A 24,560-nucleotide genomic window follows, 5' to 3' on the forward strand; every position below is an offset into this window, starting at 1 on the left:
CGGCGTAAGCACTTGCAGGTAAAGTGATGCATATCAAACCAACATATAAAAATGATGGGGCTGTAGTAGATTAGCAGAAGTGCTACTCTATGAAAATGAAGATAAATCGTTGTAAATTAGATAAAAATACCCAAAGAAAGCTTGTCGAGTTCTTTGTTGCTGAGGTAACAGCTAGAACTGCGGCCAATTTGCTGGATATTCAGCCTAATACTGCCGCACTATTTTATAGAAAAATACGTGAAATAATCATGTACCACCTTGACCAAACTGCCGATGATATTTTTGAGGGAGAGGTTGAGTTAGATGAAAGCTACTTTGGTGGCACTCGTAAGGGAAAGCGTGGGCGTGGTGCTGGTGGAAAAGTGGCTGTATTTGGTATACTAAAGCGCGGTGGTATGGTTTATGTCAAGGTTGTCCCTGATACCAAGTCTGATACATTAATGCCTGTTATTACACGTAAAGTAGCGCCTGATAGTGTGGTTTATACTGATAGCTATCGAAGCTACAATGTGCTTGATGTTAATTGTTTTTATCATGAGCGAATTAACCATTCTAAAGATTTTGCAAAAGGTCGAAATCATATTAATGGTGTAGAAAATTTCTGGAATCAAGCTAAACGCATCCTAAGGAAGTACAATGGGATTGACCGAAATGCCTTTCCATTGTTTATTAAAGAATGTGAGTTTAGATTTAACTATGGGAGTCCAAAACAACAGCTCGAAATACTGTTGGATTGGACGGGTATTTGACCTTATCTACTACAGCCCCAAAATGATTTGTTCATTTTAGTTCCCCTAACAAAAATGGTTTAGTTCATAACTGTGTTAAAACAACAAAACATCGTCAATCAATTGATTTCTAGTCGGTGAAAGACTGTTAAATTACGCTATGATGGATAGTGCAACTAAAAATCCAAAGGCGGTTTTTGGAATCCATCCGTAATTTGTGCAAGCAGTTCAGCAAATTTAATGGTGACTTTGTCTGCATACGGTTGTCCCAATATTTGAATATTGACTGGTAGATTGTCCTCAGATAAGCCTATCGGTGCAGAGGTTGATGGCAACCCAAATACAGTTGCTGGCGAAATCCATTTGAATAACTCAAGATAGAAACGTTTTCTTCCATCGACTTGTAGCGTGCGAAACATCAAAGGTTCTTTATGATTGTGTTCAAACGCTAGAGTCAAAATAGGTGGGCAAATAATGACGTCGTATTCTGCAAAAATTTCAAGACATTTTTGCTTGATATGCAATGACTCTTCATATTTGGCAAGCCATTCTGCATGACTCAGGTTAGCACCTTGTGTAAATCCATAGGCCAAAGGCGGAATGCCTGCTTTACCATTAAGTAATTTGATTAATGGCGTAGATGCCGACATGGACAATCGACTTAGTTTAGGATCTGCAAAAGTCATTTGGCTGATCAATCGAGTGGCGTAGGATTTAAATATTTCATCAAAATCCCAATTTTTTGGACGACCTACATCCACGTTAACCTTGGCAGTTTGCAGGGTTTGCAAAAGTTGATCGTATTTTTTCTTTAGGCGTGAATCGATTGGACACGATTCATCATCCATCCAGAATAATACTTTAAACTCTTGAATGGTTTGTTTTTCAGATTCCTTGAGTTTAAAAGCTCTAAAGTCATCCGCATTTGGCTCGACTAAAACATCTAATAATAAACTTAAGTCCCGTGCTGAACGAGCCATTGGACCAATGACGGCAAGGTCAGGTTGGGATAACTCGTCCTCGTAATTCATGATGTGTCCTCTGAAATCAATCAATCCATAGGTGGATTTATGACCATAGACACCACAAAAATGTGCTGGTGTTCGAATAGAACCACCAATATCACTACCAAGCTCAATCGGTGTAAATCCCGATGCTAGTGCCGCAGCAGAACCACCTGATGAGCCGCCTGTTGTGAGATTTAAATTCCATGGATTATTGGCAGTACCATAAAATTTGTTGTAGGTTTGAATATCTGCACATTTAAAGGGTACATTGGTTTTTGCAAAAGGAATGGCTCCAGCACCGACCAATTTATTGACCGAAACAGCATTTTCGGTGGGGACATAGTGTTGGAATTCTGGATTGCCATCGGTACACGGCATGCCTTTCACTTTAAAGGCATCTTTGATGGTCATCGGAATGCCATGTAATTTACCAAGTGGGGCTTGTCGCTTGATGGCGAGGTCAGCCTGATCTGCTAAAATCCTTGCATTGTCATAATCAAATGCAACACAACTATTGATGTGTTTGTTGTATTTATTAATCCGTTCAATCTGTGATTCCAGCAATTCACGGCTACTGATTTGTCCATTTTGGATGGATTGTACTAACGCAGTTGCATCATCATAAACAAAATCTTTTGGCATTTTCTTTGCTTCCTATCAAACAATTCAAGTAGATTTTGTAAGCATAAGGTGCAATATTGAAGCTCATGATCGGACATAAAATCTGTCATTTTCGGACAAAACAACAAAAAGGGATGAAATAATGTTGATACCATCGATATTGGTAGACACGTATATGGACTATGCTGAAGAACAAGGTGTTGATTTGGCAAAATTTTGTAGTGAACAAAATATTGTTAAGGATCATGTTGAACTAACACAATATTTCTTGTTATTAGACTGGATTGGGCGACAACTTCCTGATCATGATCTTGGTGAGGAAATTGGTTGGCGATTTACGTCACAACTATTTGACCCCATTGGCACTGCAATCATATCCTCAGAAACGTTGTCATCCGGATTAGACGTTGCCTTAAAATATTGGGATGTCTTTGGTATTGGATTGGCGTTACTCTCTCGAAAACACGGCAATAATGTTGAATTAGAGATTCAACCAACTTTACCTATCAATGAAAAATACCAAAAGATTATTTTAAAATCTGCAATCATTTGCCTTTATAAAATTATATTGCAAATATTACCATTTAAGGCATCTGATATTCATATATTTTTCAAAGGCGAAAAAAATACCCAAGATTTTCCTTCTGGAATATACATTGGGTATCATGCGACGGAATGGAAAATTCGTTTTCCTGAGCATTTTCTAGCTGAAAAAAGTTTTTGTGCGAATAAGTTAAGCTTTGAGCGTGCCATCACACATTGCGAACAAGTATTGGCAGTGTATCATCAAAATCAAGCCTTTGATCATGTGACGATGCACACATTGAATGACATCGCACAAATAAAATCCGTATCCACCAAAACCGTTTATAGGCAACTAAAACAACAAGGACAGAATTTTCAAAAATTACAACAAAGCAAAAAATATACGCAAGCCATGATGTTATTAAATCAAAAAGAACTTTCTATAGAGAAAATCGCAGAAACATTAGGTTATCAAGATCCATCGAATTTTACCCGTGCGTTTAAGCGCTGGGCACATGTTTCACCAAGCTTGTATCGCAAGCAAAATGCTTGAGTACTCACTGTGATTTAATCATAGGGCACAGCCCAGTTGTGACGATATTTCACATAGTTGCTCACTGGTATACTACTGAGGTGAAAGTATAGTAATACATTGGGGGCTTAGGAAGTTAATCATATTAAAAAGTATGGTAACTTCCTTAAGTACCATTTATACAATTACGTAAAAAAGATTGCGAGTCAATGCGAAGAAGTATCTCCTTTCAATGGAACTGTCGATGATAAATCCTACTTTTGTGCTCATCGTGTAAAAGGTAAAAGAGGTCCTGGAGTGAGCAGCACTGCTGCGTAAGGTAAAAATCGTATTTGAAATACTTATACGTGGTGGGGATGTCTACACAGAAATTGTTACTGATTGCTCCAAAGCCACGCTTCAAGGGATTATCCGTAGACATATCGACCTAGATTCAGTAATCAATACGGATGGCTGAAGAGGTTTTGATCGTTTAGTTGATATTGTTTTTGACAAGCATTTGAGAGTGGATCATGGTAACAATGAATTTGCTTGTGGGGAACGTCATATTAATGACATAAAATCATTCTGGGGCTATGCGAAAAGCGGCTTAGTAAGTTTAATGGTATTGACAAAAATTTGTTGTATTTGCATCTTAAAGTGAGTAGCACCACTTCGCAAGATATACATTCAATCATCGGCATGGTAATTTATACCTCAATTTTCACACTTAAACTACTCTGTAATAAATCTCTTAAGTCCCTAAATTAATATAAGAATCTGTGCAATCGGTCTAGTTTTTCATAAAATGTCTTAATTTTATGGCTCGTAAAATAGGTAAGGCACGTTGGATTGTCAAGCTAATACGCTCTAACAATTCATGATTAATAATCCTATAATCACTGGAAAAATCCTTGTCTGTCGCATACACACCCAATGACATTGTTTGAGTTTGAAAAAAACTAAACAAAGGTCTTAATTGATGTTCAATCACCAGTGAATGTCTTTCACTGCCACCAGATGCAGCAAGGATGACAGGAACATTCACCAAAGCAAATTGCTCTATCAGATCAAAAAAGTGCTTGAATAATCCAGGGTAAGACGCACGGTAAACAGGTGTTCCCACAATTAAGGCATCAGCCGTTTCTACTGTATGCAACGCTATTTGCACATGTTCAGGTAATTGCTTACGATCAAATGTTTGACCAATAAAGCCACCAATTTCACTAAATTTAACAAATTCCAATTCAACTGAAAGTCGTTTGGCAATTTCATCGGCAATCGTTTGCACCAATGTTTCGGTTTTGGATTGCATGCCAAATCCGCCAGAAACCACAACCAGTCGCAATGTCGGTGGATGCTCAAACATGAAGTATTCTCCCAAAAGGAGGCTGCTTGATTGGGTCCAAATCAAGCAACCATCATATGATTTATGATGCTTTAACAGCTGTAATCGTAATTTCAAGCAATTGCTCTGGATGAATCAATTTACTGATTTCAACCAAAGTACATGCAGGTTGATGTGAGCCAAGATATTTTTTCAGAATATCACTGGATTGGCTTGTAAATTCAGCGATATCAGTCGTATAAATCGTCCACGTTGCAATATTGCCAAAATCTAATCCAATACTGTTTAGACTTTTACTAGCAATACTTAGAACAAAATCTAATTGATCCGCAACAGTACTTCCGACCAGCGATAAATCCGCCAAGCCACCTTTAAGTGGTGCAATGCCCGAAAGATATACCGTATTACCGACCTCTATTATTTGACTGAACGCAAACAGATCAAAAACATCTTGCTTGAAGTAATCCAAATCTGGTGTACTTAATTTCATGTGCGATCCCCTACTTCCACAGCATATTCCTTGATGATGTCATTACCTGTATCAACCACAAGGTTTAACCCCGCAGAACGACGCTCAGCTTTACCCCTGAATACATCCAAAGGATCTTCAAAATCACGTACATAACCCAATGCAAAGCAAGCACATTGATAACCCATCAATTTAAGCAATTCATCATCAAGTGTTTGTGCTATTTCTGGTGGCGTTGCCAAATATTGGTTTTCTTCCTGTCTTAACCAACCTGCACAATAGTTCACATTAATTGCTTGACGAATTTTATCGGTATTATTCACACCAGCACCATGGTAAATTTTACCTGTATACACTAGAACAGAACCTTTGCTCATTTCCGCAGCAATCGTTTGATCTTGCGTAAATTTTTGACGTGCACCAATATACATACTGTTTGGTACGACACGAGTTGCACCGTTTTCTTCTGTATATTCAGTCATTGCCCAAAGTGTATTGAACTGTGGTTCATAATCATCTGGAAAATCAAAAAAGTCCCAAGTCAATTGATCTTGATGCAATACTTGTGCTGGAGCACCTGGATTAACTGTAATGATTTGGGTTAATTGCAATTGAATCGTAGACGCTTTATGCAAATGTTTTTTTGCCGCATCCAGCATTAATGGATGAGTAATGATTTCTTCACGTGCAGTTTTTGAACGAGCCACCAAAGAACCAGTACGTTGGGTCTTTTTACCCAAAAATACATCTTCGCCATATGGACTTGAATAAACATATTCATGCGTTTCTTCGGCAATACGATCCATAATCTCAGGAGAAACTAGGTTTTCAATGATACAATGACCATGCTCTCTCAATGCTTTTGCAATGTCATCACCAGTTGCGGTATTTGGTAAACGAATCAGTTCCATAGTCTTCTCCAATATAAACTCAATCACATAAGATAAATGTAATTTAAATAGTCTGGAGAATGGCGACATCTAACTTAAGTTATATAAATTAAGCTCTGATTCAAAAAAGTCGGTTTAATTGCTTATGATAACCAATTATTGAGAATTATTATTAATTGAGTGCTTGCCATCAAGATTCTAGGCAAAAATGCATAATTATAGTGACTAATGCACCAAATAATAACACATTTTTTTATAATCATTACGTCCTTAAATTCACAATATAATGATTTTTATCATTTAAATAGAAATAATACGTTTTTTCGTAAAAATATGCTTTATTCTCTCAAAATTGACTGAACCGTACCGGGTTTGTCGGAGACTTTTTTATTTAAGTTAGGCCACCTGACCTAACGGGTTAATCTTATCATAGTACATTGCTTCTTTGGTGGAAGCCAAAATGCATTGCATCAAATTATTGGGGGATAAACTGAGTGCAAGGAACTTTCAAAGCCAGGTCAATGAGATTCATGCCCGTGTAGCAGTATTAAATAAATTTATGGAATTAGGCCAACCTCATACCCAAGTTATCACTTAAATTTGAAGTGATATGGGGAACCTTAATTTTTAAATCTTTGTGCAACAAGGCCTATTGAATCCGAAAAAGATAATAACTAGGCTTATAGATAATTTGATTTTTTAAATTTCCACAGTGGAAATTTAAAAATATTTTTTTTATTTTTTTATTATGCTAATATAAATTTAATTTTTATATATATTACCCATGACAATATACGTAATCGCAAATCAAAAAGGTGGTGTTGGAAAGACAACGCTATCAACCAACTTAGCTGTTGCTCTGAGTAAAAAAGGCAAGACGACTCTTGTAGATGGAGATGATCAACAATCCTCTATAAAATGGAGTAAACGTAGACTACAAGATTCTATTACAACCATTGCTCTTAAAGATAATTTAAAAGAAGAATTACAACAATTAAAACAAAATAATAAATATATTGTATTGGATGTTGCAGGGCGTGATTCAGCTGAATTTCGTTCAGCATTATTAACAGCAGATGTTCTTATTATTCCAACACAACCTAGTCAAACAGATATTGAAGTACTACCTTTTGTTCTAAGATTAGTAAATACAGCAAAACAAGTGAATAAAAATTTAAAAACATTTGTGGTGTTAAATAAAGCCCCAACTAATAATAAATCTACAGAAATTGATGCTGCTTTAGAGCTATTACAGCAAGTCAAGTCTGTTAAAACACTAAATACAATTTTGCGTGATCGCAAACAATTTCGCGATGCGATGATCGAAGGAAAATCAGTATTAGAAATGGGTAGCAGCAAAGCAAAAGATGAATTAAATGAATTTTTGGTGGAGATCCTGTAATGGCAAAAAAACCATTAATTGTCGATTTTAATGATTCTCTTGAAATGGAGCAGGCATTTATTAATGCAGCAGGAACAGGAAAAGTATCGTTAATATCATCAATTGAAAATAATATTGTTGATGTACCTATAGAACTTATTGACTTCTCAGAGCATCAACCTCGTATTATTACAGATAAAGTTTTACAGGAAGTTGAAATTCTTGCCACGAGTATTGCAACGAATGGACAAATTTACCCTATTGTTGTTATAAAAAAAGAGGAAAGATATGAGCTCGTCGGTGGAGAAAAAAGGTTTAGAGCTGTTCGAGATATATTAAAGCATAAGACGATTCGTGCAATTATTCGAGATGATAAATCCAAGGAAAAAACAGCTTTAATTTCATTGATTGATAACTTACATCGATCGAATCTTAGTGATTTTGAATTAGTCAACGCCATACAAAAACATTGTAATGAGTTTGGATACTCTATACAAAATGTAGAATTTATCACTCAAAAATATCAACTAGATCAATCTAAATACTTTAGATTAATGAGCTTTTATAAACTTCCAGATTATATAAAAGAAGATCTAAAAATAAATCCAAAAGCTATTTCAGGTGCAACTGCACAACAATTGTTAACCGAATTAAATAAACTCGTTTTAAAATTTAATCATCAATTGGTTGAATCTGCCACATTTAATATATGGAAAAAATATCTAAATGAATTTACAGAAACTAATCGTCCATCAAAAAAATTCATTTACGAAATAGAAAAAGCATTAACTGTACAAGAGATAGCTAAAAAGCAAGAACAAAATATCACAAATACGTCTAAAATTAATAAAATGGTACTAAAAGATAAAAATGGTCTTAAATTTGGCTCAATTAAGATTGAAAAAAATCTCAATGGGAAGACAGTCGTAAATATTCGTACTAGTTTAAATGCTGAATTTAATCAAGAAAAAATTGAAAAACTAGAAGCTTTTCTTGCTGATTTAGACGATAAGGTATAAAAAATTATAAATTTCCACAGTGGAAATTTATAATTGAGTATCCAATATGTTATAGATTGATATTGGATACTACCATTTACCATATATATAAGATTAAAAAATGATACATAAGAAAGGTTATCATCAGAAAGGTAGTTGATCTTCTGCAGGATCTAAAATTTCATCCATATCAGAATCTGCAATATTTTTATCTTCATGCTCTGCCATATTATCTTCAGACGCATCTTTTTTAAAGATATTCATATTGCGTTTTGCTTGTATCCAAAAATAGTAATCCAGATCAATAAGTTTATGATCATTCAATATATCTAACTTATTTGTTAATAAGCTACGCATCGTTTTTTTAGCTGTAATCGTATCCAAATTACCTAAAAAATAACCATAATCGTTTAAGAAAACATCACAATTCACTAAAACTGTGATTTGCTTAGAGCTCAACTTAGTGACTGGTTTAATATATTTAACGCGTTCTTTATCTTTAAAGTGTGATCCATCATCACTATATGGAATTGCATTTTTAAGATGTTTTTCTTTTAATCGATCAATAATACGTTGAAAAATTAGATTTCTATGCTCTTCCTTCATTTTGTAAGTAAAACGTATACCTACAACAAATTTTCCATTTTTAATCGTTTCATAATCAATTTCAAGATTACTTAACTTATTAATTTGTGTTTTAGCAACATTCAAAACACGGCTTTTTAAGTTATCGATTAGTTTATATTTATCTTCAATATCTAAAGCAAAACGCAATCTTTCCAAACTTATATCATGAATTTGCTGAATACCTAATGACTCAGCTTTCCATAATTCAGAATTGAGAATCCTATAAATCCGCATGGCATAATTAGAACGCATCCGCATAACATAGCGAATTTGGTGTGTACTAAATGAATGCGTCATACCTGTCGGATTAATTAAGTTGTAGAAGTAATTATAAAATTCTCTAGCAAAACGAATCTGCATGCATTTAGTTTCTTTACTATAATGACAATAAATAATCATTGGTACCTTAATTGGTGTAGGATCATCTTTTTTCTTGATCAACATTACCTTAGGCTTATAACTATCATAAACACGCTGCAAGGCCTTTTCACCATACCGATGAATTTCATATAGCTCACTTGCTGTGACAACATCTTTATCTAAATCTTTTTCTGAAATCAATTCACCAAAATTAGCTGCACTAATCGTAATTAACTCATCTGGATCAAAGCGCATATTTTTATTTAGTTCATTTTTGCGCACAGCAACCATAGCACAGTACACTAGCTTTTCTTCATTAGCTTCATAACTGTAATTTGCAGTGGTCATATCATTACGTGTAGCCACTAAATCAGTGTATTGAACACGACGAGAAGAAGGCTTTATTAATTCTGTACTTTTCAAACCAAACTCCGTGGTTACAATTTTATAACCATACATTAATAACATTTTGTATTGAAATCAACAATGAAAGCAAACAGATCAATAAAAATATATCTTTTAGCTTACGGACAAAACGTATGGTTATTCACAGATATTTAATAAAATTATCAACAACGGACAAAACGTATGGTCATTTCATATAATCTAATAAATAATGAGAACAGGACAAAACGTATGGTTATATCAAAAATAAAATTCAAATAAGCTCAAAGCATTGCTATTAAATGCTTTTAATGTCATTACAATAAAAAAAATAAGTAAAATAATCCAATATATCAATAGAAAGAAAAACCAATCTTCAATAAAAAAGCATGTACATCGGACAAAACGTATTGATAGTGCTTAAAACATCATCATTTATTTGGAATAGAAAAAATTCATGGTTATAGTTTTTATTGTGCTAACTGCAATGAATATTTGTATATTCACTTTAAGAGAATTTTTACTATTGATAATTTTGTGGATAAATTGAGACAAAACGTATGGTTATCGGACAAAACGTATGGTTGAACGGACAAAACGTATGGTTGAACGGACAAAACGTATGGTTGAACGGACAAAACGTATGGTTGAACGGACAAAACGTATGGTTATTAATGAATAACCAATTGAATTTAAATATAAAAATATCCTTATAAACCTTATTAAATATATATAAACATATATAAATACTTATAAACCTTTAATTTAATTTTTTAATAAAATTTTAAATAAGACGAATTGAAGCAACAAGTGCAACACTATAAAAACCAGCGATCACTTCACTGAGTGTATACCAACATAGTATCTTTCTAGGACGATTATTTAGACCAAACTCTATCTATTCTATTCGCTCTTTTGATACATCATCAAACGATAAGGATTTTGGCAAATATTCATTCGTATTTTCATTTTTAGCGCGTTGATTAGACTTTTATGGATCCACAAAGTAAGTGTCTATGCATGCATCTGTTATCCTACTATGCTCTGAAAACTCCTTACCATTATCAAAAGTCACACTATAAGCATGACTGCTACGCAAACATTCTAAAGGACACGAGATCGTTTTAGTTGAGGTTCTCATTTGCCACAAATGAACGATATGTACATATAGACTCTTACGTTTCACATTCGAGTAGTTCTAAATTATTTTGGCTGTGATTCATGCAGGAATAATGAAGAGCATTCGACAGCCGTGGGAATTGATCGGCATAGCGTTGGTAAATACTGATTTCGTGATTGAGTTGAACAATACTGTTTTCTACACGTTCCAGTTCGATTTGCAGCTGGTCTTTCGTTTCACAAGATTCTTGCTGTGTTGGAAGATGGATGGTGCTGGACTGTGTGATTGGCTGATAGTTTTAGATGTGACCATCTCTGATTTTTTAAAAACAGCTTAGTATCTACATAGACGTAATATTCTATATCGTGTTTGAAAAAAATATTCCAGTGAAAATCTATTGTCTATAGCACCTCAGAGGTGGATCAGGAAATTTGAACAACAGCTATAAGTGATATTTTGCTCCTCAAATGATGTTATAAACATCAATATATGGAGTATTTTATGGCACGTAGACCAAGAAGAAATCATTCAAATGATTTTAAAGCTAAGGTAGCACTTGCTGCGATTAAAGCAGAAAAAACACTTGCTGAATTGAGTGCTGAATTTGATGTTCATCAAAACCAAATTATTGACTGGAAAAATCAATTGATCTCAGCTTCCTCGCAAGCTTTCGATCAATCAAAAGCTCCATCAGAACCCCCCATTGATCTTAAAAAGTTACATGCAAAAATCGGTGAGCAGGCATTAGAAATTGATTTTTTAGAAGGTGTGTTGAAGAAACTGGGCCGCTTCAACCACAAAAGTTAATCGACGACTCACTTCAGATTTCAGTATCTAAGCAAGCTAAGCTGCTGAAAGTCTCCCGTGGTTGTTATTATTATCGCCCAAAACCTGTTAGCTCATCAGATCTGAAACTGATGCGATGTATTGATGAATTACATATGCAATATCCTTTTGCAGGCAGTCGTATGATGCGTGATTTGTTGAATCGTCAAGGGCATCATATAGGACGACGTCATACACGTACTTTAATGAATTGATATAAAAATAAAGTTAGTAAATAAATTATATAAATCAATTATTTTCTTATTAAATCTTAAATTTGTTTGATTTAATTTTATTTATTTTGGGACTATGTTAGTCTATTATTTCAACGCTAAAAATAACTTAACTTGCAGAAAAAATGATGACACCATTGCTCATTGATGCATTAACAATATCTGAAGGCAGGTTTAAAAAACCATGCCCTGTTTTAGTTTTGAAAATGATGTTACTTAATGGGGAAAAGAGCAGGTTTTCAGAAGAAATTAAGAATCAAGCATTACTACTGCTCGCGATATATCGTAAGTTGCTGCTTGCTGTCGATCGGGATTTATTTAATGTAAAAACTCTAAAGAACAGTGTGAAAAGAAGGCACTGGGCTAAAGTGGATAAAGCACAGAATAAGATGGTGGTTGCAAAAGAACTTCGACTAAAGCATTTAGATCTAGAAGAAATGCCTTTATTTTTTCATACACAGCATTTTTTAAAAAAACTACCGATTTCCTTTGTTCAAAAATTGGTAGATTGGGCACCACCGGTGGTGAGTGGTACTTTTTTAATCGAAAATATTTTAGCAGGTTATATCGCCCAGAAGCTTTTGCCATTAGAAAAAATTAAAGTAAAAGAGCTTGGCAAGTCTGTGCAACCCTATTTTCACATAGCTGACTTTTTTGTATTTTTACCTCGACTGGAGGAACTTTATCAAAAACATCAGCAGCAAATTGTTTGTGTGGCACCAACCGCAGAAATTGCTTTAGCTTTAACAGACTTTAAGAAAGCATGGATCTATCGTCTTAGGAGCAGTTTATGAATATTTATTTTAAGCAGCTCATAGAATGGATGAAGCAGCATGAAAATATAGAAGAACAAGAACTTATCCAAGCATTATTTTTGTTGCGTGCACATTATAGCTTAGCTGGTATTGTTGTCATTTGTCAGCGAATTTTCACATTGATTGGTGATCATGAATTACCAATATTTCGTAATGAGCTTAATACTTTAAAGATAATTAGTACATTACAGAATTCTGATCAACATTCACATTTTTTCTCAGAAACAACAGATAGAAACAAACATAAACTCACGCCATTACGTCCATACACTGGAGACAGTGGAATTTGTGATTTGCTATTGATTCAAGCAGGACTAAGTCGAAATAATGAGCGTTTTGATACTGTAATTATTTGGTTTTTAGAGCAAATATTTCACTTTCAAAAAAATGTACATACTCTAAAGCTTTATAGTCATTATTTAAAGGGTGATGGAAGCATAAAGCTGAAAGATCAAAAAGGATCTCGTGTGTATAACGCCTTTTTAGCGATCAGGCTATTGGGTGATCCAAGTAATGAGGATATTTTAGAACAAGTCGAAAAATTACTGACTAAAAACGGACCGAAACAACTGATTCATTTGATGTCCGCTGGTTCTGAAGACAAACGATTAAATGAAGTTTTTTATGCATTAAAGCTCTTTTTATCACAAATTTGGCAAAAGAATCGACTAAAAAATAAGAAAAAACGTCGAGAGTTTTTACACCGTATAGGGTTAAAGCATCAAAAACTGATCTTGCAACGATACGGCTCATTAAGTATTGCTATCCAACCTTTAGAGGATGTAGATGAAATTCATCGTGGTCTAGTCTCTGAAGTATTTGAGGATGATGAGATTGAAGAAGATGAAACACCATTGGAGCCATTGTTTACATTTTTTTTGGCCGAACAATCCGATTTAATTCGAGGGCTTTATGCATCTAAGTCTATTTTTCAGCATGTTGAAGCTACAAATGCTGGTTTAGTTTGGACCAAATGGCGATTGTCATTAAATTCGATTCAAGATGTGTTTAGGCTCTGTCAACCATCTAAGGCTGATACCAGCTTAATTTTACGCGCAAAATTAGCTTTGATATTGAGTTTACTCACTGGACGTTCGGTTACTGAATTAACAGCGCCGTGTTTTAGTCAAAATACTGATCAGAATAATATTGCTATTCAGTATGATCATACTTTATCTGCATACGTATTGAGCGTTTTAGCAGGCACACCGACACTCAAAACAAAGCCAGAAGAGTCTAAATTTCATGTGCCATGGACCAAGAAATTACATTTGGTTTTACCAAGTGAGCTCAATGATTTGGTGAATCAAGTCAAAAATCTTGCGATTAAAACCCGTCAACCGGCAGTTGAACGCGAAGTTAGAAGACTTATTAACAGTGTGCCGAAAGAGTTAGAAATCAGCCTCAAAAGCATTAAAGATCTTCTTCCACGGTTGTTATATGAGCATAGCCAAGGTGATTTAGCTGTCGTTAAAGCAGTGACTAATGCATCCGGTCGGAATTATGATAACTTAATTCATTATGCATCTTTTGAACAGAGGAAACTTGAGCAGTTATGGGCTGATTGTTTAAGAACGATAAAAATTGATATTCCTGAATATATGCACTCTTCTAGTGAACGCGTGGGTAGCCCGACTGGGATAAAGATTGTTGAAATACAAAATGAAATTACACGAATAAAGAAGAGAATAAATCAGGCTGCCGAACAGAAAGATTGGCAGACGCTCTTTGATAACTTAACGTTGTATACAGAATTATGGATGAATCTTGCAACTGCAGGACGGGGGATTAAGCAACCCTTTCCAAAGTGGATAAGTCAGCAAGGCTGGGCATTGATTCAAGATAAACATCATCAAGATGAATCAACCGATCGTTATGTGCCATTGACGGCAGCATTTATCAAACAGATTCAAGTTTTACGTGGTTTGATGAGAATGCTGGGGGATCAAGTTGAACCACGTGTTGATTTATCATCTTATGCGTTGCAACTTTGTGATCCTCATCAGATTGAAGGTTTAGGTAGAAATTGGGCACGGAAGCTGGTTCGCTCTGATAATAATCAGTTACCTGGACGGTTCAAGGATGCTGGACTTGGGCACTGGGTACGCGGTCGTTATCCATGGGATATGTTATCAGTATTTCCTGTATCAACATTTAAACAACAGTGGCTTGATGTACAAGAAAACCTGCAAAAACAGTTAGGTTTCGAATGTCTTGATTTTTTTAAAAACCTGAATATTCCAACATTTGTTGTAACCAAAGAGATTAAAACAGTTCAAGCAGAGACGAAGCCGAGAATACAATATTCAGAAAATGATGTAAAAGAATGGCTGGAAAACTCAGAGTATGAGTCCTATTGTCAGTTGATTTTTGAGGAAAATCCTGAGCCAAACGTATCTTTCGAGCTTGGACATGTATTAGCTTCCCATTTAGCTAAAAATACAAACATTGATTTGCCACAAGCGATCAAAGCATATTGTGCTTATATTCGCGATAAAACGAAAATTCCTTTATTCGTTCAACTTCCTCAAAAGGCTCATCGTACATGGCTGACATCTGAAAATAGTTTTAGTACATGGTGTTATATTGAACAAAACTTACTTGATCTTATTCAGAAGGATTTAGAACATTTACCTGAACATCAAAATTGTGATATTGAAATAGGACGTTTGCTGGTTGTACTCTCCATGTATGCACAACTGTGCAGAGTGAGCCATTTACAAGCGATGTTGGAGTTTATTGCTTCTGATCAACATATAGTCGCTATGGGGAATAGTCGGCTCGTTGAGCTGACAGTGAATAATGATAGATCTGTGACGAAGATACGCCGTACAGTACTGTTAAGTCCTTATGTCTCGACTTTAATTTTAGTAGACCGACAGTATCTACAGCCCCGATTAAAAGAGATTTTAGCACAGTCAAGAAATCAACAAAGAACGACTTGGCAAAAGTGTTTTAATACATATTTAAAACAAATAGGGCTTAAGTCAACTCTATCGTTGGCTCAATGGTTGAAAGCTTTACAGCAAAATGTGATGTTAAATAGCACTCCGTTAATTGCAGGTTATATAGCAGGCCAAGTCCTGACTGAAGATCTTTCAATAAATGAATTATTACGCTTATCCGAATATGAAAAATTAACCACAGGTTTAGATAGTACTGAGCCAGAAAATGAAATAGAAATAGGCGATGAGCAACTAAATTTGTCTGATATTTTAGCGATGATTCAGCAACTAAAAGGTGAGTCTAGATCAAGCATTTGGCTTAAACAGCTTGCCAATAATAAAACGAATCACTACTCAGTCAATTTATTAACGTGCTTTGTGCAATGGTTGATTTTACGCTGTGATGCAGAAGAGTTAAGTCGACAGAATCGAAATATAATTCATCTACATTTGGCCATAGTCAGTGCAGGTATATTGGGGTTTTCAGAAGACTTAACAAAAGATAGCCAGATTGATGAAGATGTATTTCAAAAATGGATGGAGTTGACGCAAGAGCATTTTCCACACCGCAAGCATCTCGCTGCGTGGAATCGCTTTAGAGATTTTTTAATTCAGTTAAATGATGATCGTATAAAGTTACACAATCGTACAGCGCATCAAGCAAGTGCTAAAGTTTTTGCAAAAAATGAAGTGCAGCAGATCGTTCAAATATTACAATCTGTAGAATCTGGGGTGAGTGATGCTGCTTTACGTCTAGAGATTCAGCGTCATTTTCGTTTATCTGCAGCGATGGGTGTACGCCGTTCAGAGACACTTCATTTACGGCCCTTAGATATTGATGAGGATATGCTCCGAATTCGTCCTTATGGTGAGCATCAGTTAAAAACACTTGGATCAGAACGTGTTGTTCCGATGAATTTATTAAGTCAGACGATTCAAAAGGGATTAGATGATATTTATAAGAATAAAAAATATTCGATATTAATGTCTGATGAGGACAGTGAGCATAGGCCTTTTTTCAATCAAATATCTCAAATATTAAAGAAAGTCACTGGAGATGTTGATCTCAGCTTACATCATTTAAGACATACGTTTGCAAGTGCATATACTTTAAAGTGTTTGCAAACAGTGGTGGATTTTAAAGCGCTGACAATAGAACTGCCATGGCTACAAACTTGGATGCCATCGAATGAGCAATTTAATACGCTAGTAGGCAATGAAGGACAGGTTGGGCAAGGGATTAAGGCGATTAGTCGAGTGCTTGGACATTTACATGAATCGACAACATTAAAGCATTATGTTCATATCTTATTTCTGGCTACTTATGCCTATAGCATGCAACAACAGCAACCCAATTTACATACTGCATTTTTTAAGCGAGTCATGAGTCGGAGTAATTTATTCAGGCATTTCCAAGCGATTCATCAACAAAATGGTAATCTAAAATATGAGTTGAGAGATACCATTGAAAAATATGTACTCAAAAAAAGACAAAGTCAGAGGTGGGTCATCTATGCTAAAAAAAGAGGGAATTCGACTGGAAAATTAATTAAACACGAATTATTTCAAAAGTTTGAATATATTGAGCGGTATCTTATTTCTGCGCAGGGGCAGCCACGATTAGATATTGAGCCCTGGAAGAGAGCTTTGATTACGATGGCAAACATTCCGTCAGGTAAACGTGGTTCAAATATAGGAAGACACCCATTATCGACACAAGGAAAGTTAGCTCGTTTGCCTGAATTACTCAGTGCTGTAGATTTTAATTCTGCACAAGAGATTTTAGAGCGATTTGATTATTTAGAACAAAACCAATCAGAAACTTATAATTGGTTAATAAAAAAATGGTTGTATGAAAGTAATGTAACAAAAGCATTGATGCATTTTACCGCAGAGGATGAACCTATGCTTTCAATCCTTACAGAACATCAATTTTTTCCGATGATGATGAAACATAATAAATATAATTATTTTAGAATTATGTCTCAACAAGCCACATTAAGCGCCGTGCGATGGGCACTTACGTGGTTGAGTGCACGATATTTGGTGATTAGAGATGATATCAGAATCTAATTAAATATGACTTACGCACGCTTTATTACAGAAAGGTTTAAAAGACAGCGCTACCCTAATTGAGCTAAATTCAAGTGACAACTTGGGTATAAGTGCAGCTAGATTCTGTGAATTTGTTAAAGACAGCTATGTGAACCGTACCGGGTTTGTCGGAGACTTTTTTATTTAAGTTAGGCCACCTGACCTAACGGGTTAATCTTATCATAGTACATTGCTTCAAACTCAAAAGGCGATACATAACCCAGTGCACTGTGTACACGCTTTTTGTTGAACCAATCTACCCAATTTAATGTCGCAAGTTGTACATCTGCTAAACCTTGCCAATCTGCTTTTAAATATTCAATCACCTCTGTTTTGTATAAGCCATTCACCGTTTCAGCCAAAGCATTATCGTATGAATCACCAGTTGTACCGACTGATGCTCGTAAATTTGCTGCTTCTAAACGATTGGTATAGCGAATCGAAAGATATTGCACACCCCTGTCGGAATGATGAATCACATTCTTTGGCATGCCTCGATCGTGCAATGCTTGCTCAAGTGCATCGAGCACCATATCTGTATTCATCCGTGTAGATACTTTCCATCCAACAATTGCTCGTGAGAACACATCAATAATAAAGGCGGTATAGACCCAGCCTGAATGAGTTTGAATATACGTAAAGTCACTGACCTGAGAAGCACTGCTTCGCAAGGGTCAGGTCGATCAGCACTAAAATTACGTTTCACTAAATCATCTGCTCGTTTTTGATCATCTCGGTTGCGGGTAGTTTGTTTGTTCTTACCACGCCAAACACCTTGTATATCTAGCTTCTGCATCAATCGAGCAACTGTACAACGTGCAATAACATAGCCTTCACGTTTCAATTTTTGCCAAACTTTACGTACACCATATCGACCTAAACTTTCCTTCCAAATTCGTTTAATTTGTTCAGCATGATGCTCATCATGTAGATCTCGTTTCGCTCGATGTTCTGGATTGTCAGCGAGATCTAAAGTTCGGTAATAGGTTGAAGCTGCGATCGGTAAAATCCTACAAATCGCATCAACACCATATAAGTCTTTATTGTTATGGATGAAATCCACCATTATTTGTGTGGGCGGTCGAGCTCCGCCTGGGCGAAAAAAGCGGCTGCTTTACGTAGAATTTCATTGGCACGTTTTAATTCTTTAATTTCACGTTCCATTTGCTTCATTTTTTCTTGGTCAGATATCTGTTGTACTTTGGCAGGATTTAGTTGATCCAGATGCATTAAATACCAAACACGCAATGTTTCAGGAGTACAACCGATTTTAGGAGCAATAGCTGTGATTGCTGCCCAAGTAGAAGGATAATCTTTTTCAGATTCAATTAGTAATTGAACCGCTCTTTCTCTGATTTCAGGGGTATATTTTAATTTTGTCATCGGGATAGTCTCTCAGAATATTGACTCTCCGACAAACCCGGTACGGTTCAAAGCCTACACACAAAATCTACCGCACAACCAATTGGCCCGCATATAACCGAGCTCTCATTAATCGTGGGAATATTGCCATTTGGTTCAATCCAAAAACACAATGGTATGCAGAACCACAAGGCAAACAAGGTCGAAGTCAAACCTACTCCGACATAGCGATTCAATGCTGTTTGATGATCAAATCTCTATTTAGACTCACTTTACGCATGGTCACTGGCTTTGTCCAAAGCTTAATTAAACTTTGCGGATTAGATTGGACAGCACCAGACTTCACGACGCTTTGTAGAAGACAAAAGTATATTGATATTCGAATTAGCTACCAGAAAAGTCGTGATGGGTTACAGCTACTCGTCGACTCTACGGGTTTAAAATTTTTAGGTGAAGACGAATGGAAGCGTAAGAAACATCAGCCTGAATATCGTCGGCAATGGCGTAAACTGCATATTGGTATAGATGCTAAAACCCTACAAATACGAGCTGTTCAGCTTACAACCAATAACGTAAGTGATTCACAAGTCCTTGGTGATTTACTGGATCAAATCCCGTTGGATGAGCAGATTGATTCAGTCTATACAGACGGAGCTTATGACACCAAGCAATGTCGTCAGGTTATTGCAGATCGGCAAGCACACGCAGTGATTCCACCAAGAAAAAATGCCAAGCCTTGGAAAGATAAAAAAGCTCATTCGCTAGAGCGAAATGAATTACTTCGCGCTGTTAAACGTTTAGGCAGGACACTATGGAAAAAATGGTCGGGCTATCATCAGCAAAGTCTGGTTGAAACCAAGATGCACTGCATTAAATTATTAGGCGATAAACTCAGTGCTAGGAACTTTCAAAGCCAAGTCAACGAAGTACATGCCCGTATAGCCATTTTAAATAAATTTACAGAATTAGGCCGACCTCATACCCAAGTTGTCACTTAAATTTGAGCAACTTAGGAAAGCTCTATTTTTAAAATCTTTATGCAACAAAGCCATTTAATGTTAAAAATCATGCAAGAAAATGAAATCTGGTTGAAATAGCCTAAGTATGTTGAAAGGGGTATTGTTTAGAAATTTCCTTGTTATAAGTAAACTGTCTTTATGAAAAGCATCATGCTGACTTTGATTCATAATAAGGGGAATTTAAAAGCTTTAGCATCATAGTTTGATTACTGGATTTTAGACAATAGTGTGAAGATTAGCGCTTTGGTAAATCGATGAGCTAAAGTGTTGTAGTCCAAACTCGATCTGACAGTTACCCATTTTTTAATGGGCTTGTTAAGTTAAATTTGAGCTAAATTATTCTCAGCCCAAATCCGCTTCCAATCAAATAATGATTCAAGTGGCGTGCGGCCACTGCTCAATCTAATTCACAGTACCTAAAACAGGTATCAACTTCGGTCCAGCCATTCTCGCTTTGCTAATGATCTCCACCAGTTCAGCATAAGTCAGTTCAAACTTATCCTAGCTATCAAAAACATAAACCATGTTCTTGCCTTCATGTTCAGCTGGAGTAGGTGGTACAAAACGTTTCGGGATAAGAAGCTGTGCGAGTTGTTCATCAGTTAATTTAAATAAGTGCATGTTTTTATCCCACTCTTGGTAAGTCTGACCATTTGGTTAAATACGATGGTGATCTAAGGTTTTGATTCATGTGCCATGAGGCTTCTTGATTGTTGGCAATTCCCAATGTGACGAGATTCTTCCCAAACCGTTCACTGATGGCTTCGATGGCATCTGAAAGTTTTTCGCGTTCATGCCTATGTGAATAGTCCGTGAATAGATCGGGTACAAATTTGGATTTATCCGTAATTTCGAGCAGCACGATTCCCGCCTTTTTATACTTAAAACCCTTCTTAAATATCTGATCGATACCTTTCATTGCTGCCTTGGTGATGAGTAATAAGTCGTCTGTATGCTCATGCATCTGAACCACGATATATGGCGAGTAGCGCTCGGACTTATCAAAGCGACTGGTTTGGATATAGACCCCAATCATTTTGCAGATTGAGCCATCTTCCCGCATTCGCTTTACGGCTCGAGCAACATAAAGCCGGACAGATGCTTTGATGTCATCCATTTCATAGACTGGGTTCCCATATGAACGACTGCTGATGATTTGCTTCTTCGCTACCGCATCATCACTCAGGTCAATACAAGAAAGGCCTTGTAGCTCAAGCACCGTCTTTTCCATCACGATACTGAACTGCTTTTTGATTTCTTTAGGATTGGCATTGATCAGATCTAGAACAGATTGAATACCCATGGCATTGAGCTTCTTGCAGTTCTGCCTGCCAACGCCCCAAACTTCGGATACATTCACTTGTGCGAGTAGCATCTCTGTAGAGCACGGGTCCATATGGGCCAGATTACAGACCCCATTGAAGAACTTGTTCTTTTTGGCGAGATGATTGGCAATCTTGGCTTCAGTTTTAGAGCGACCGATTCCAATGCAGCAGGGTAGTCCTAACCAACGCCAAGCTTTAGCCCTCATATCTTGCGCATATTCAGTCAGGTCAAATAGATGCTCATAAGCTGTGAGCTTTAGGAAACATTCATCAATGGAATAGACCTCTTGGTCTCCTGGTGCAACATAGTCCCCAAGCAGCTCCATAAAGCGCTTGGACATTTCGCCATATAAGGAGAAATTACTTGATAGCACCTGAATGTCATGTTGCTTGATCAGATCCTGAATTTGAAATACAGGAACACCCATTTTAATCCCGAGGTCTTTCGCTTCTTGGCTTCTGGCCACCGCACAGCCATCATTGTTGCTGAGCACGATGGTCGGGCGATCATTCAAGGCAGGATTAAACACACGTTCACACGAGACGTAGCAATTATTCACGTCGACTAACGCGAATATTTCATTTTCACTTTTCATGGTTATTCTTCTTTTTATGAGCGGTGATAAATACGTTTTAAATTAAAAGTCACCACACCCCAGATTGAGATGGTCTGACTGTCATCAGGGATGATGTGATTGTAGTTAGGATTTTCAGCCTTCAACCAAAGTTCTGGAAGCGGATAATCTTCATCGCCAAATATCTCTTTGGTTTCGGACTTTGACATCTTATTGGTGATCATCAGCCGCTTAATTGTCGAGGCATTGTTATCAATCAGGGCAATAACAATATCGTAATGCTTGGCTTCAATACTGCGATCAATAATGATTGGATCATTAATCTCTAGGCCAGCATCAAGCATGGATTCACTGTCTACATAAGCAATGAACGTAGAAATCGGGTTGTGAATCAGGAACTCATTCAGATCGAGCGCTTTGTCTTGCTCATCCTTGGTGCTGAAGGCTGGGCCTGCAGGGATGCGCTCTAAAGAGACGGGAATGGATACTTTAGATTTGGGTAGAACTGCAGTAAGCCCTAACTGCGCAACCAGTTCATTTTGAACAGCGATTTGTTCAAGCACGGTATTGATGGTAGGGCTTGGCTTACCCTCTGGACCCATGAGCTCTTGTAAAGATGACCATGCGTCGTCAGAGAAGTAGATAGGCAACTTCTTAGACATGTGATACTCCTACGCTACGAGACGTGTTTGGAAGTAGAATTTGTCTAAATAGGATATTACTAACAACGTTTGAAAATCAAATTTAAAAAGTTGTGGATAAACAAGGATGCGTCAGAATAAGACGTTTTGTTTCTGCTCATCGCGTGGAAAAGTGATGAATTCATCGGGCAGTTGAAAAAAATATTCATGCGCGTGTTCATGATCTGCAGTCAGCCAGTCTTTTCTGTACTGCTGTGGAATAACGATGATGGAGCGTTTTTCATCCATCGGTGCATGGAATTGCTTCATGAAGGGGTGATGATCCGAATTGATGGTCAACATTGAAAAGGAACGTACCTTATTGCCATCAATCGCCGCATCATCATAGATCCCTGCAACCGTGAAAGGCTGATCATCTTTACGCTTGATGGTGTACCAGTATGGCTTGCCATTGATGTATTTGGGTTCGTAGAACTCTTGCACAGGGACTAGGCAGAACTTGCTGTATTTCCATGAGTGTCGAAAGCTGGGCTTATCAGCTACAGACTCGGTACGTGCATTATAAGTGTGGCTGCTAAATTTCAATTCTTTCGCCCAACTCGGAAGTAATCCAAACTTTGCGATATCAAGTTCCAAATGTTCTGAGCCATTCAAGATGATTGGAGCGTGATAAGAAGGAAAGACATGATCCTTAAGCTCAAGATCGAACTGGCTAGTATCGACACCCAAAAGCATCAAATTTCTTTTACTTGGAAATAGGTAATTCGAGCACATGATTATCATACCTTTAAGTGTCACATTTCGAATTATTTGCCTTAAAATTCCATAACGGAATGTACCAATATTTGAATGATAGGTAAGAAAATACAATTAGACAGACTATAAGCAACAAATCAAGAGTCGTGAACTTTTGTCCTTCACGTACTAAAACTAATGAAAATGCACAAACAGGCAGATTCAAACATGAGGAGCGACAGTTTCAAAAGCCTTATGATAATCAAAAATTTGAGCAAACTTCTCTAATGGTGTAAGCCAATCTAACTCTTTTCTAGGACGAGTATTCAGTGACATGGCAACTTGATTTAAATAATGCTGATCTACCTGATTTAAATCAATCCCTTTAGGTAAATATTGCCTAATTAAACCATTCATATTTTCGCATGTGCCTTTCTGCCATGGTGAATGTAGGTCGACATTGAGTAAAGCAGGCATTGAGCATTTATTTGTTAAAAATTTAGAGAATGTGCAAGGGGTGAACGCGATATTATCGATTTCTCAATTACTTACGCAAAAGACCGTGATGGCCGCTTATCTATGAATTTTGGTACGCTTAACCGTCAAGGTGGTCAGCGCCGTCTAAATGTAGCAATTACTAGTGCTCGTCAAGGATTACATGTTGTCTCGGCCTTAAGTCCAGAAGAAATTAATTTGGCACGCACCAATAGTGAGGGTGTAAGGGATCTAAAAGATTTCTTGGTTTTTGCTCGTAGTGGTCAGCTGCATTTAAATTATGCTGATCAAAGCAAACAGCAGACTAAAAAGAATTTGTAAAGTACTGAACCGTACCGGGTTTGTCGGAGAGTCAATATTCTGAGAGACTATCCCGATGACAAAATTAAAATATACCCCTGAAATCAGAGAAAGAGCGGTTCAATTACTAATTGAATCTGAAAAAGATTATCCTTCTACTTGGGCAGCAATCACAGCTATTGCTCCTAAAATCGGTTGTACTCCTGAAACATTGCGTGTTTGGTATT

General features: G+C 36.6%; 15 protein-coding genes, 9 pseudogenes and 1 other annotated feature. Of the genes and pseudogenes, 12 read left to right on the forward strand and 12 right to left on the reverse strand.

Translation table 11 applies throughout. The features are described from left to right. Positions 1-89: 89 nt before the first annotated feature. The gene (locus tag F944_RS02800; protein ID WP_000782406.1) at positions 90-749 is read left to right on the forward strand and encodes an IS1595-like element ISAba36 family transposase; all 660 of its coding nucleotides are present in this window, start codon (positions 90-92) and stop codon (positions 747-749) included. A 155-nt stretch (positions 750-904) separates the two neighbouring features. On the opposite strand, the gene F944_RS02805 is transcribed toward F944_RS02800, so the two are convergent. After that, on the reverse strand, positions 905-2,377 hold the full coding sequence (locus F944_RS02805; protein WP_004986488.1) for an amidase family protein: 1,473 nt from the start codon (positions 2,375-2,377) through the stop codon (positions 905-907). A 184-nt stretch (positions 2,378-2,561) separates the two neighbouring features. Between F944_RS02805 and F944_RS02810 the strand changes: the two genes are divergently transcribed. Together F944_RS02810 and F944_RS16615 are read left to right on the forward strand one after the other, a co-directional pair. After that, a complete protein-coding gene (locus F944_RS02810; protein ID WP_228623686.1) occupies positions 2,562-3,434 on the forward strand; it encodes an AraC family transcriptional regulator in 873 nt (290 codons plus the stop codon). 171 nt (positions 3,435-3,605) lie between these two features. Then, positions 3,606-4,126 (forward strand): annotated as a pseudogene (locus tag F944_RS16615) (transposase); the annotation flags it as partial. 95 nt (positions 4,127-4,221) lie between these two features. Here F944_RS16615 and F944_RS02815 read toward each other — a convergent pair. The 3 genes and pseudogenes from F944_RS02815 to F944_RS02825 form a co-directional block, all read right to left on the reverse strand. Further along, positions 4,222-4,761 (reverse strand): annotated as a pseudogene (locus F944_RS02815) (NAD(P)H-dependent oxidoreductase); the annotation flags it as partial. 61 nt (positions 4,762-4,822) lie between these two features. Further along, entirely contained in the window at positions 4,823-5,230 is a 408-nt protein-coding gene (locus tag F944_RS02820) for a RidA family protein (RefSeq protein WP_004758971.1), read from the reverse strand. Then, positions 5,227-6,120: a phytanoyl-CoA dioxygenase family protein gene (locus F944_RS02825; RefSeq protein ID WP_004758968.1), complete on the reverse strand. Its 894-nt coding sequence runs from the start codon at positions 6,118-6,120 to the stop codon at positions 5,227-5,229. Before F944_RS02825 ends, F944_RS02820 begins: the two co-directional genes overlap by 4 nt. 421 nt (positions 6,121-6,541) lie before the next feature. Here F944_RS02825 and F944_RS16930 point away from each other — a divergent pair. The 3 genes and pseudogenes from F944_RS16930 to F944_RS02835 all read left to right on the forward strand — a co-directional run. Next, positions 6,542-6,697 (forward strand): annotated as a pseudogene (locus F944_RS16930) (IS5/IS1182 family transposase); the annotation flags it as partial. A 186-nt stretch (positions 6,698-6,883) separates the two neighbouring features. Next, a complete protein-coding gene (locus tag F944_RS02830; RefSeq protein WP_004758942.1) occupies positions 6,884-7,501 on the forward strand; it encodes an AAA family ATPase in 618 nt (205 codons plus the stop codon). After that, on the forward strand, positions 7,501-8,499 hold the full coding sequence (locus F944_RS02835; RefSeq protein ID WP_004758941.1) for a ParB/RepB/Spo0J family partition protein: 999 nt from the start codon (positions 7,501-7,503) through the stop codon (positions 8,497-8,499). The genes F944_RS02830 and F944_RS02835 overlap by 1 nt, the downstream gene beginning before the upstream one ends. A gap of 123 nt (positions 8,500-8,622) precedes the next feature. Here the strand turns inward: F944_RS02835 and F944_RS02840 are convergent, their stop codons facing one another. Further along, positions 8,623-9,933 (reverse strand): replication initiation protein, encoded by a 1,311-nt coding sequence (locus F944_RS02840; protein ID WP_004986490.1) that lies wholly within the window; start codon positions 9,931-9,933, stop codon positions 8,623-8,625. A 700-nt stretch (positions 9,934-10,633) separates the two neighbouring features. After that, positions 10,634-11,035, reverse strand: a pseudogene (locus F944_RS16620) (IS30 family transposase); the annotation flags it as partial. 423 nt (positions 11,036-11,458) lie between these two features. Here F944_RS16620 and F944_RS16625 point away from each other — a divergent pair. From F944_RS16625 to F944_RS02865, 3 genes and pseudogenes are all read left to right on the forward strand, one after another. Beyond that, positions 11,459-12,003: pseudogene (locus F944_RS16625) on the forward strand (IS3-like element ISAba14 family transposase); the annotation flags it as partial. A gap of 149 nt (positions 12,004-12,152) precedes the next feature. After that, a complete protein-coding gene (locus tag F944_RS02860; RefSeq protein WP_004758937.1) occupies positions 12,153-12,821 on the forward strand; it encodes a hypothetical protein in 669 nt (222 codons plus the stop codon). After that, positions 12,818-17,860, forward strand: a complete 5,043-nt coding sequence (locus tag F944_RS02865) for a tyrosine-type recombinase/integrase (protein ID WP_004986494.1) — start codon at positions 12,818-12,820, stop codon at positions 17,858-17,860. The genes F944_RS02860 and F944_RS02865 overlap by 4 nt, the downstream gene beginning before the upstream one ends. 170 nt (positions 17,861-18,030) lie before the next feature. On the opposite strand, the pseudogene F944_RS16630 reads toward F944_RS02865, so the two are convergent. Then, positions 18,031-19,264: pseudogene (locus F944_RS16630) on the reverse strand (IS3 family transposase). Continuing rightward, positions 18,873-18,989: a sequence feature (AL1L pseudoknot), on the reverse strand. (Overlaps the previous pseudogene by 117 nt.) A 20-nt stretch (positions 19,265-19,284) precedes the next feature. Here F944_RS16630 and F944_RS02885 point away from each other — a divergent pair. Continuing rightward, positions 19,285-20,241: an IS5 family transposase gene (locus F944_RS02885; protein ID WP_010589064.1), complete on the forward strand. Its 957-nt coding sequence runs from the start codon at positions 19,285-19,287 to the stop codon at positions 20,239-20,241. A 423-nt stretch (positions 20,242-20,664) separates the two neighbouring features. Here the strand turns inward: F944_RS02885 and F944_RS02890 are convergent. The 5 genes and pseudogenes from F944_RS02890 to F944_RS02910 all read right to left on the reverse strand — a co-directional run. After that, positions 20,665-20,883 (reverse strand): annotated as a pseudogene (locus tag F944_RS02890) (hypothetical protein). Positions 20,884-20,887: 4 nt separating this feature from the next. Continuing rightward, the gene (locus tag F944_RS02895) at positions 20,888-22,183 is read right to left on the reverse strand and encodes a Y-family DNA polymerase (RefSeq protein ID WP_004986500.1); all 1,296 of its coding nucleotides are present in this window, start codon (positions 22,181-22,183) and stop codon (positions 20,888-20,890) included. Between the two features lie 14 nt (positions 22,184-22,197). After that, on the reverse strand, positions 22,198-22,824 hold the full coding sequence (locus F944_RS02900; RefSeq protein WP_004986501.1) for a LexA family protein: 627 nt from the start codon (positions 22,822-22,824) through the stop codon (positions 22,198-22,200). 111 nt (positions 22,825-22,935) lie between these two features. Beyond that, entirely contained in the window at positions 22,936-23,577 is a 642-nt protein-coding gene (locus F944_RS02905) for an SOS response-associated peptidase (protein ID WP_004986506.1), read from the reverse strand. A gap of 183 nt (positions 23,578-23,760) precedes the next feature. Next, a pseudogene (locus F944_RS02910) lies at positions 23,761-23,994 on the reverse strand (transposase); the annotation flags it as partial. A gap of 1 nt (position 23,995) precedes the next feature. On the opposite strand from F944_RS02910, the pseudogene F944_RS02915 reads away from it, so the two are divergent. Together F944_RS02915 and F944_RS16935 are read left to right on the forward strand one after the other, a co-directional pair. After that, positions 23,996-24,345 (forward strand): annotated as a pseudogene (locus F944_RS02915) (AAA domain-containing protein); the annotation flags it as partial. 64 nt (positions 24,346-24,409) lie between these two features. Further along, a partial coding sequence (locus tag F944_RS16935; RefSeq protein WP_004986520.1) for a hypothetical protein occupies positions 24,410-24,560 on the forward strand: 151 nt, incomplete at its 3' end.

The organism is Acinetobacter ursingii DSM 16037 = CIP 107286 (genome assembly GCF_000368825.1).
Lineage (GTDB): Bacteria > Pseudomonadota > Gammaproteobacteria > Pseudomonadales > Moraxellaceae > Acinetobacter > Acinetobacter ursingii.

What these genes read in the sequence shown, in the direction of transcription:
- F944_RS02900 (WP_004986501.1), bottom strand. Translation starts at nt 22,824, where the DNA reads ATGTCTAAGAAGTTGCCTATCTACTTCTCTGACGACGCATGGTCATCT.
- F944_RS02835 (WP_004758941.1), top strand. Translation starts at nt 7,501, where the DNA reads ATGGCAAAAAAACCATTAATTGTCGATTTTAATGATTCTCTTGAAATG.
- F944_RS02895 (WP_004986500.1), bottom strand. Translation starts at nt 22,183, where the DNA reads ATGAAAAGTGAAAATGAAATATTCGCGTTAGTCGACGTGAATAATTGC.
- F944_RS02825 (WP_004758968.1), bottom strand. Translation starts at nt 6,120, where the DNA reads ATGGAACTGATTCGTTTACCAAATACCGCAACTGGTGATGACATTGCA.
- F944_RS02830 (WP_004758942.1), top strand. Translation starts at nt 6,884, where the DNA reads ATGACAATATACGTAATCGCAAATCAAAAAGGTGGTGTTGGAAAGACA.
- F944_RS02905 (WP_004986506.1), bottom strand. Translation starts at nt 23,577, where the DNA reads ATGTGCTCGAATTACCTATTTCCAAGTAAAAGAAATTTGATGCTTTTG.
- F944_RS02820 (WP_004758971.1), bottom strand. Translation starts at nt 5,230, where the DNA reads ATGAAATTAAGTACACCAGATTTGGATTACTTCAAGCAAGATGTTTTT.
- F944_RS02805 (WP_004986488.1), bottom strand. Translation starts at nt 2,377, where the DNA reads ATGCCAAAAGATTTTGTTTATGATGATGCAACTGCGTTAGTACAATCC.
- F944_RS02860 (WP_004758937.1), top strand. Translation starts at nt 12,153, where the DNA reads ATGATGACACCATTGCTCATTGATGCATTAACAATATCTGAAGGCAGG.
- F944_RS02800 (WP_000782406.1), top strand. Translation starts at nt 90, where the DNA reads ATGAAAATGAAGATAAATCGTTGTAAATTAGATAAAAATACCCAAAGA.
- F944_RS02865 (WP_004986494.1), top strand. Translation starts at nt 12,818, where the DNA reads ATGAATATTTATTTTAAGCAGCTCATAGAATGGATGAAGCAGCATGAA.
- F944_RS02840 (WP_004986490.1), bottom strand. Translation starts at nt 9,933, where the DNA reads ATGTTATTAATGTATGGTTATAAAATTGTAACCACGGAGTTTGGTTTG.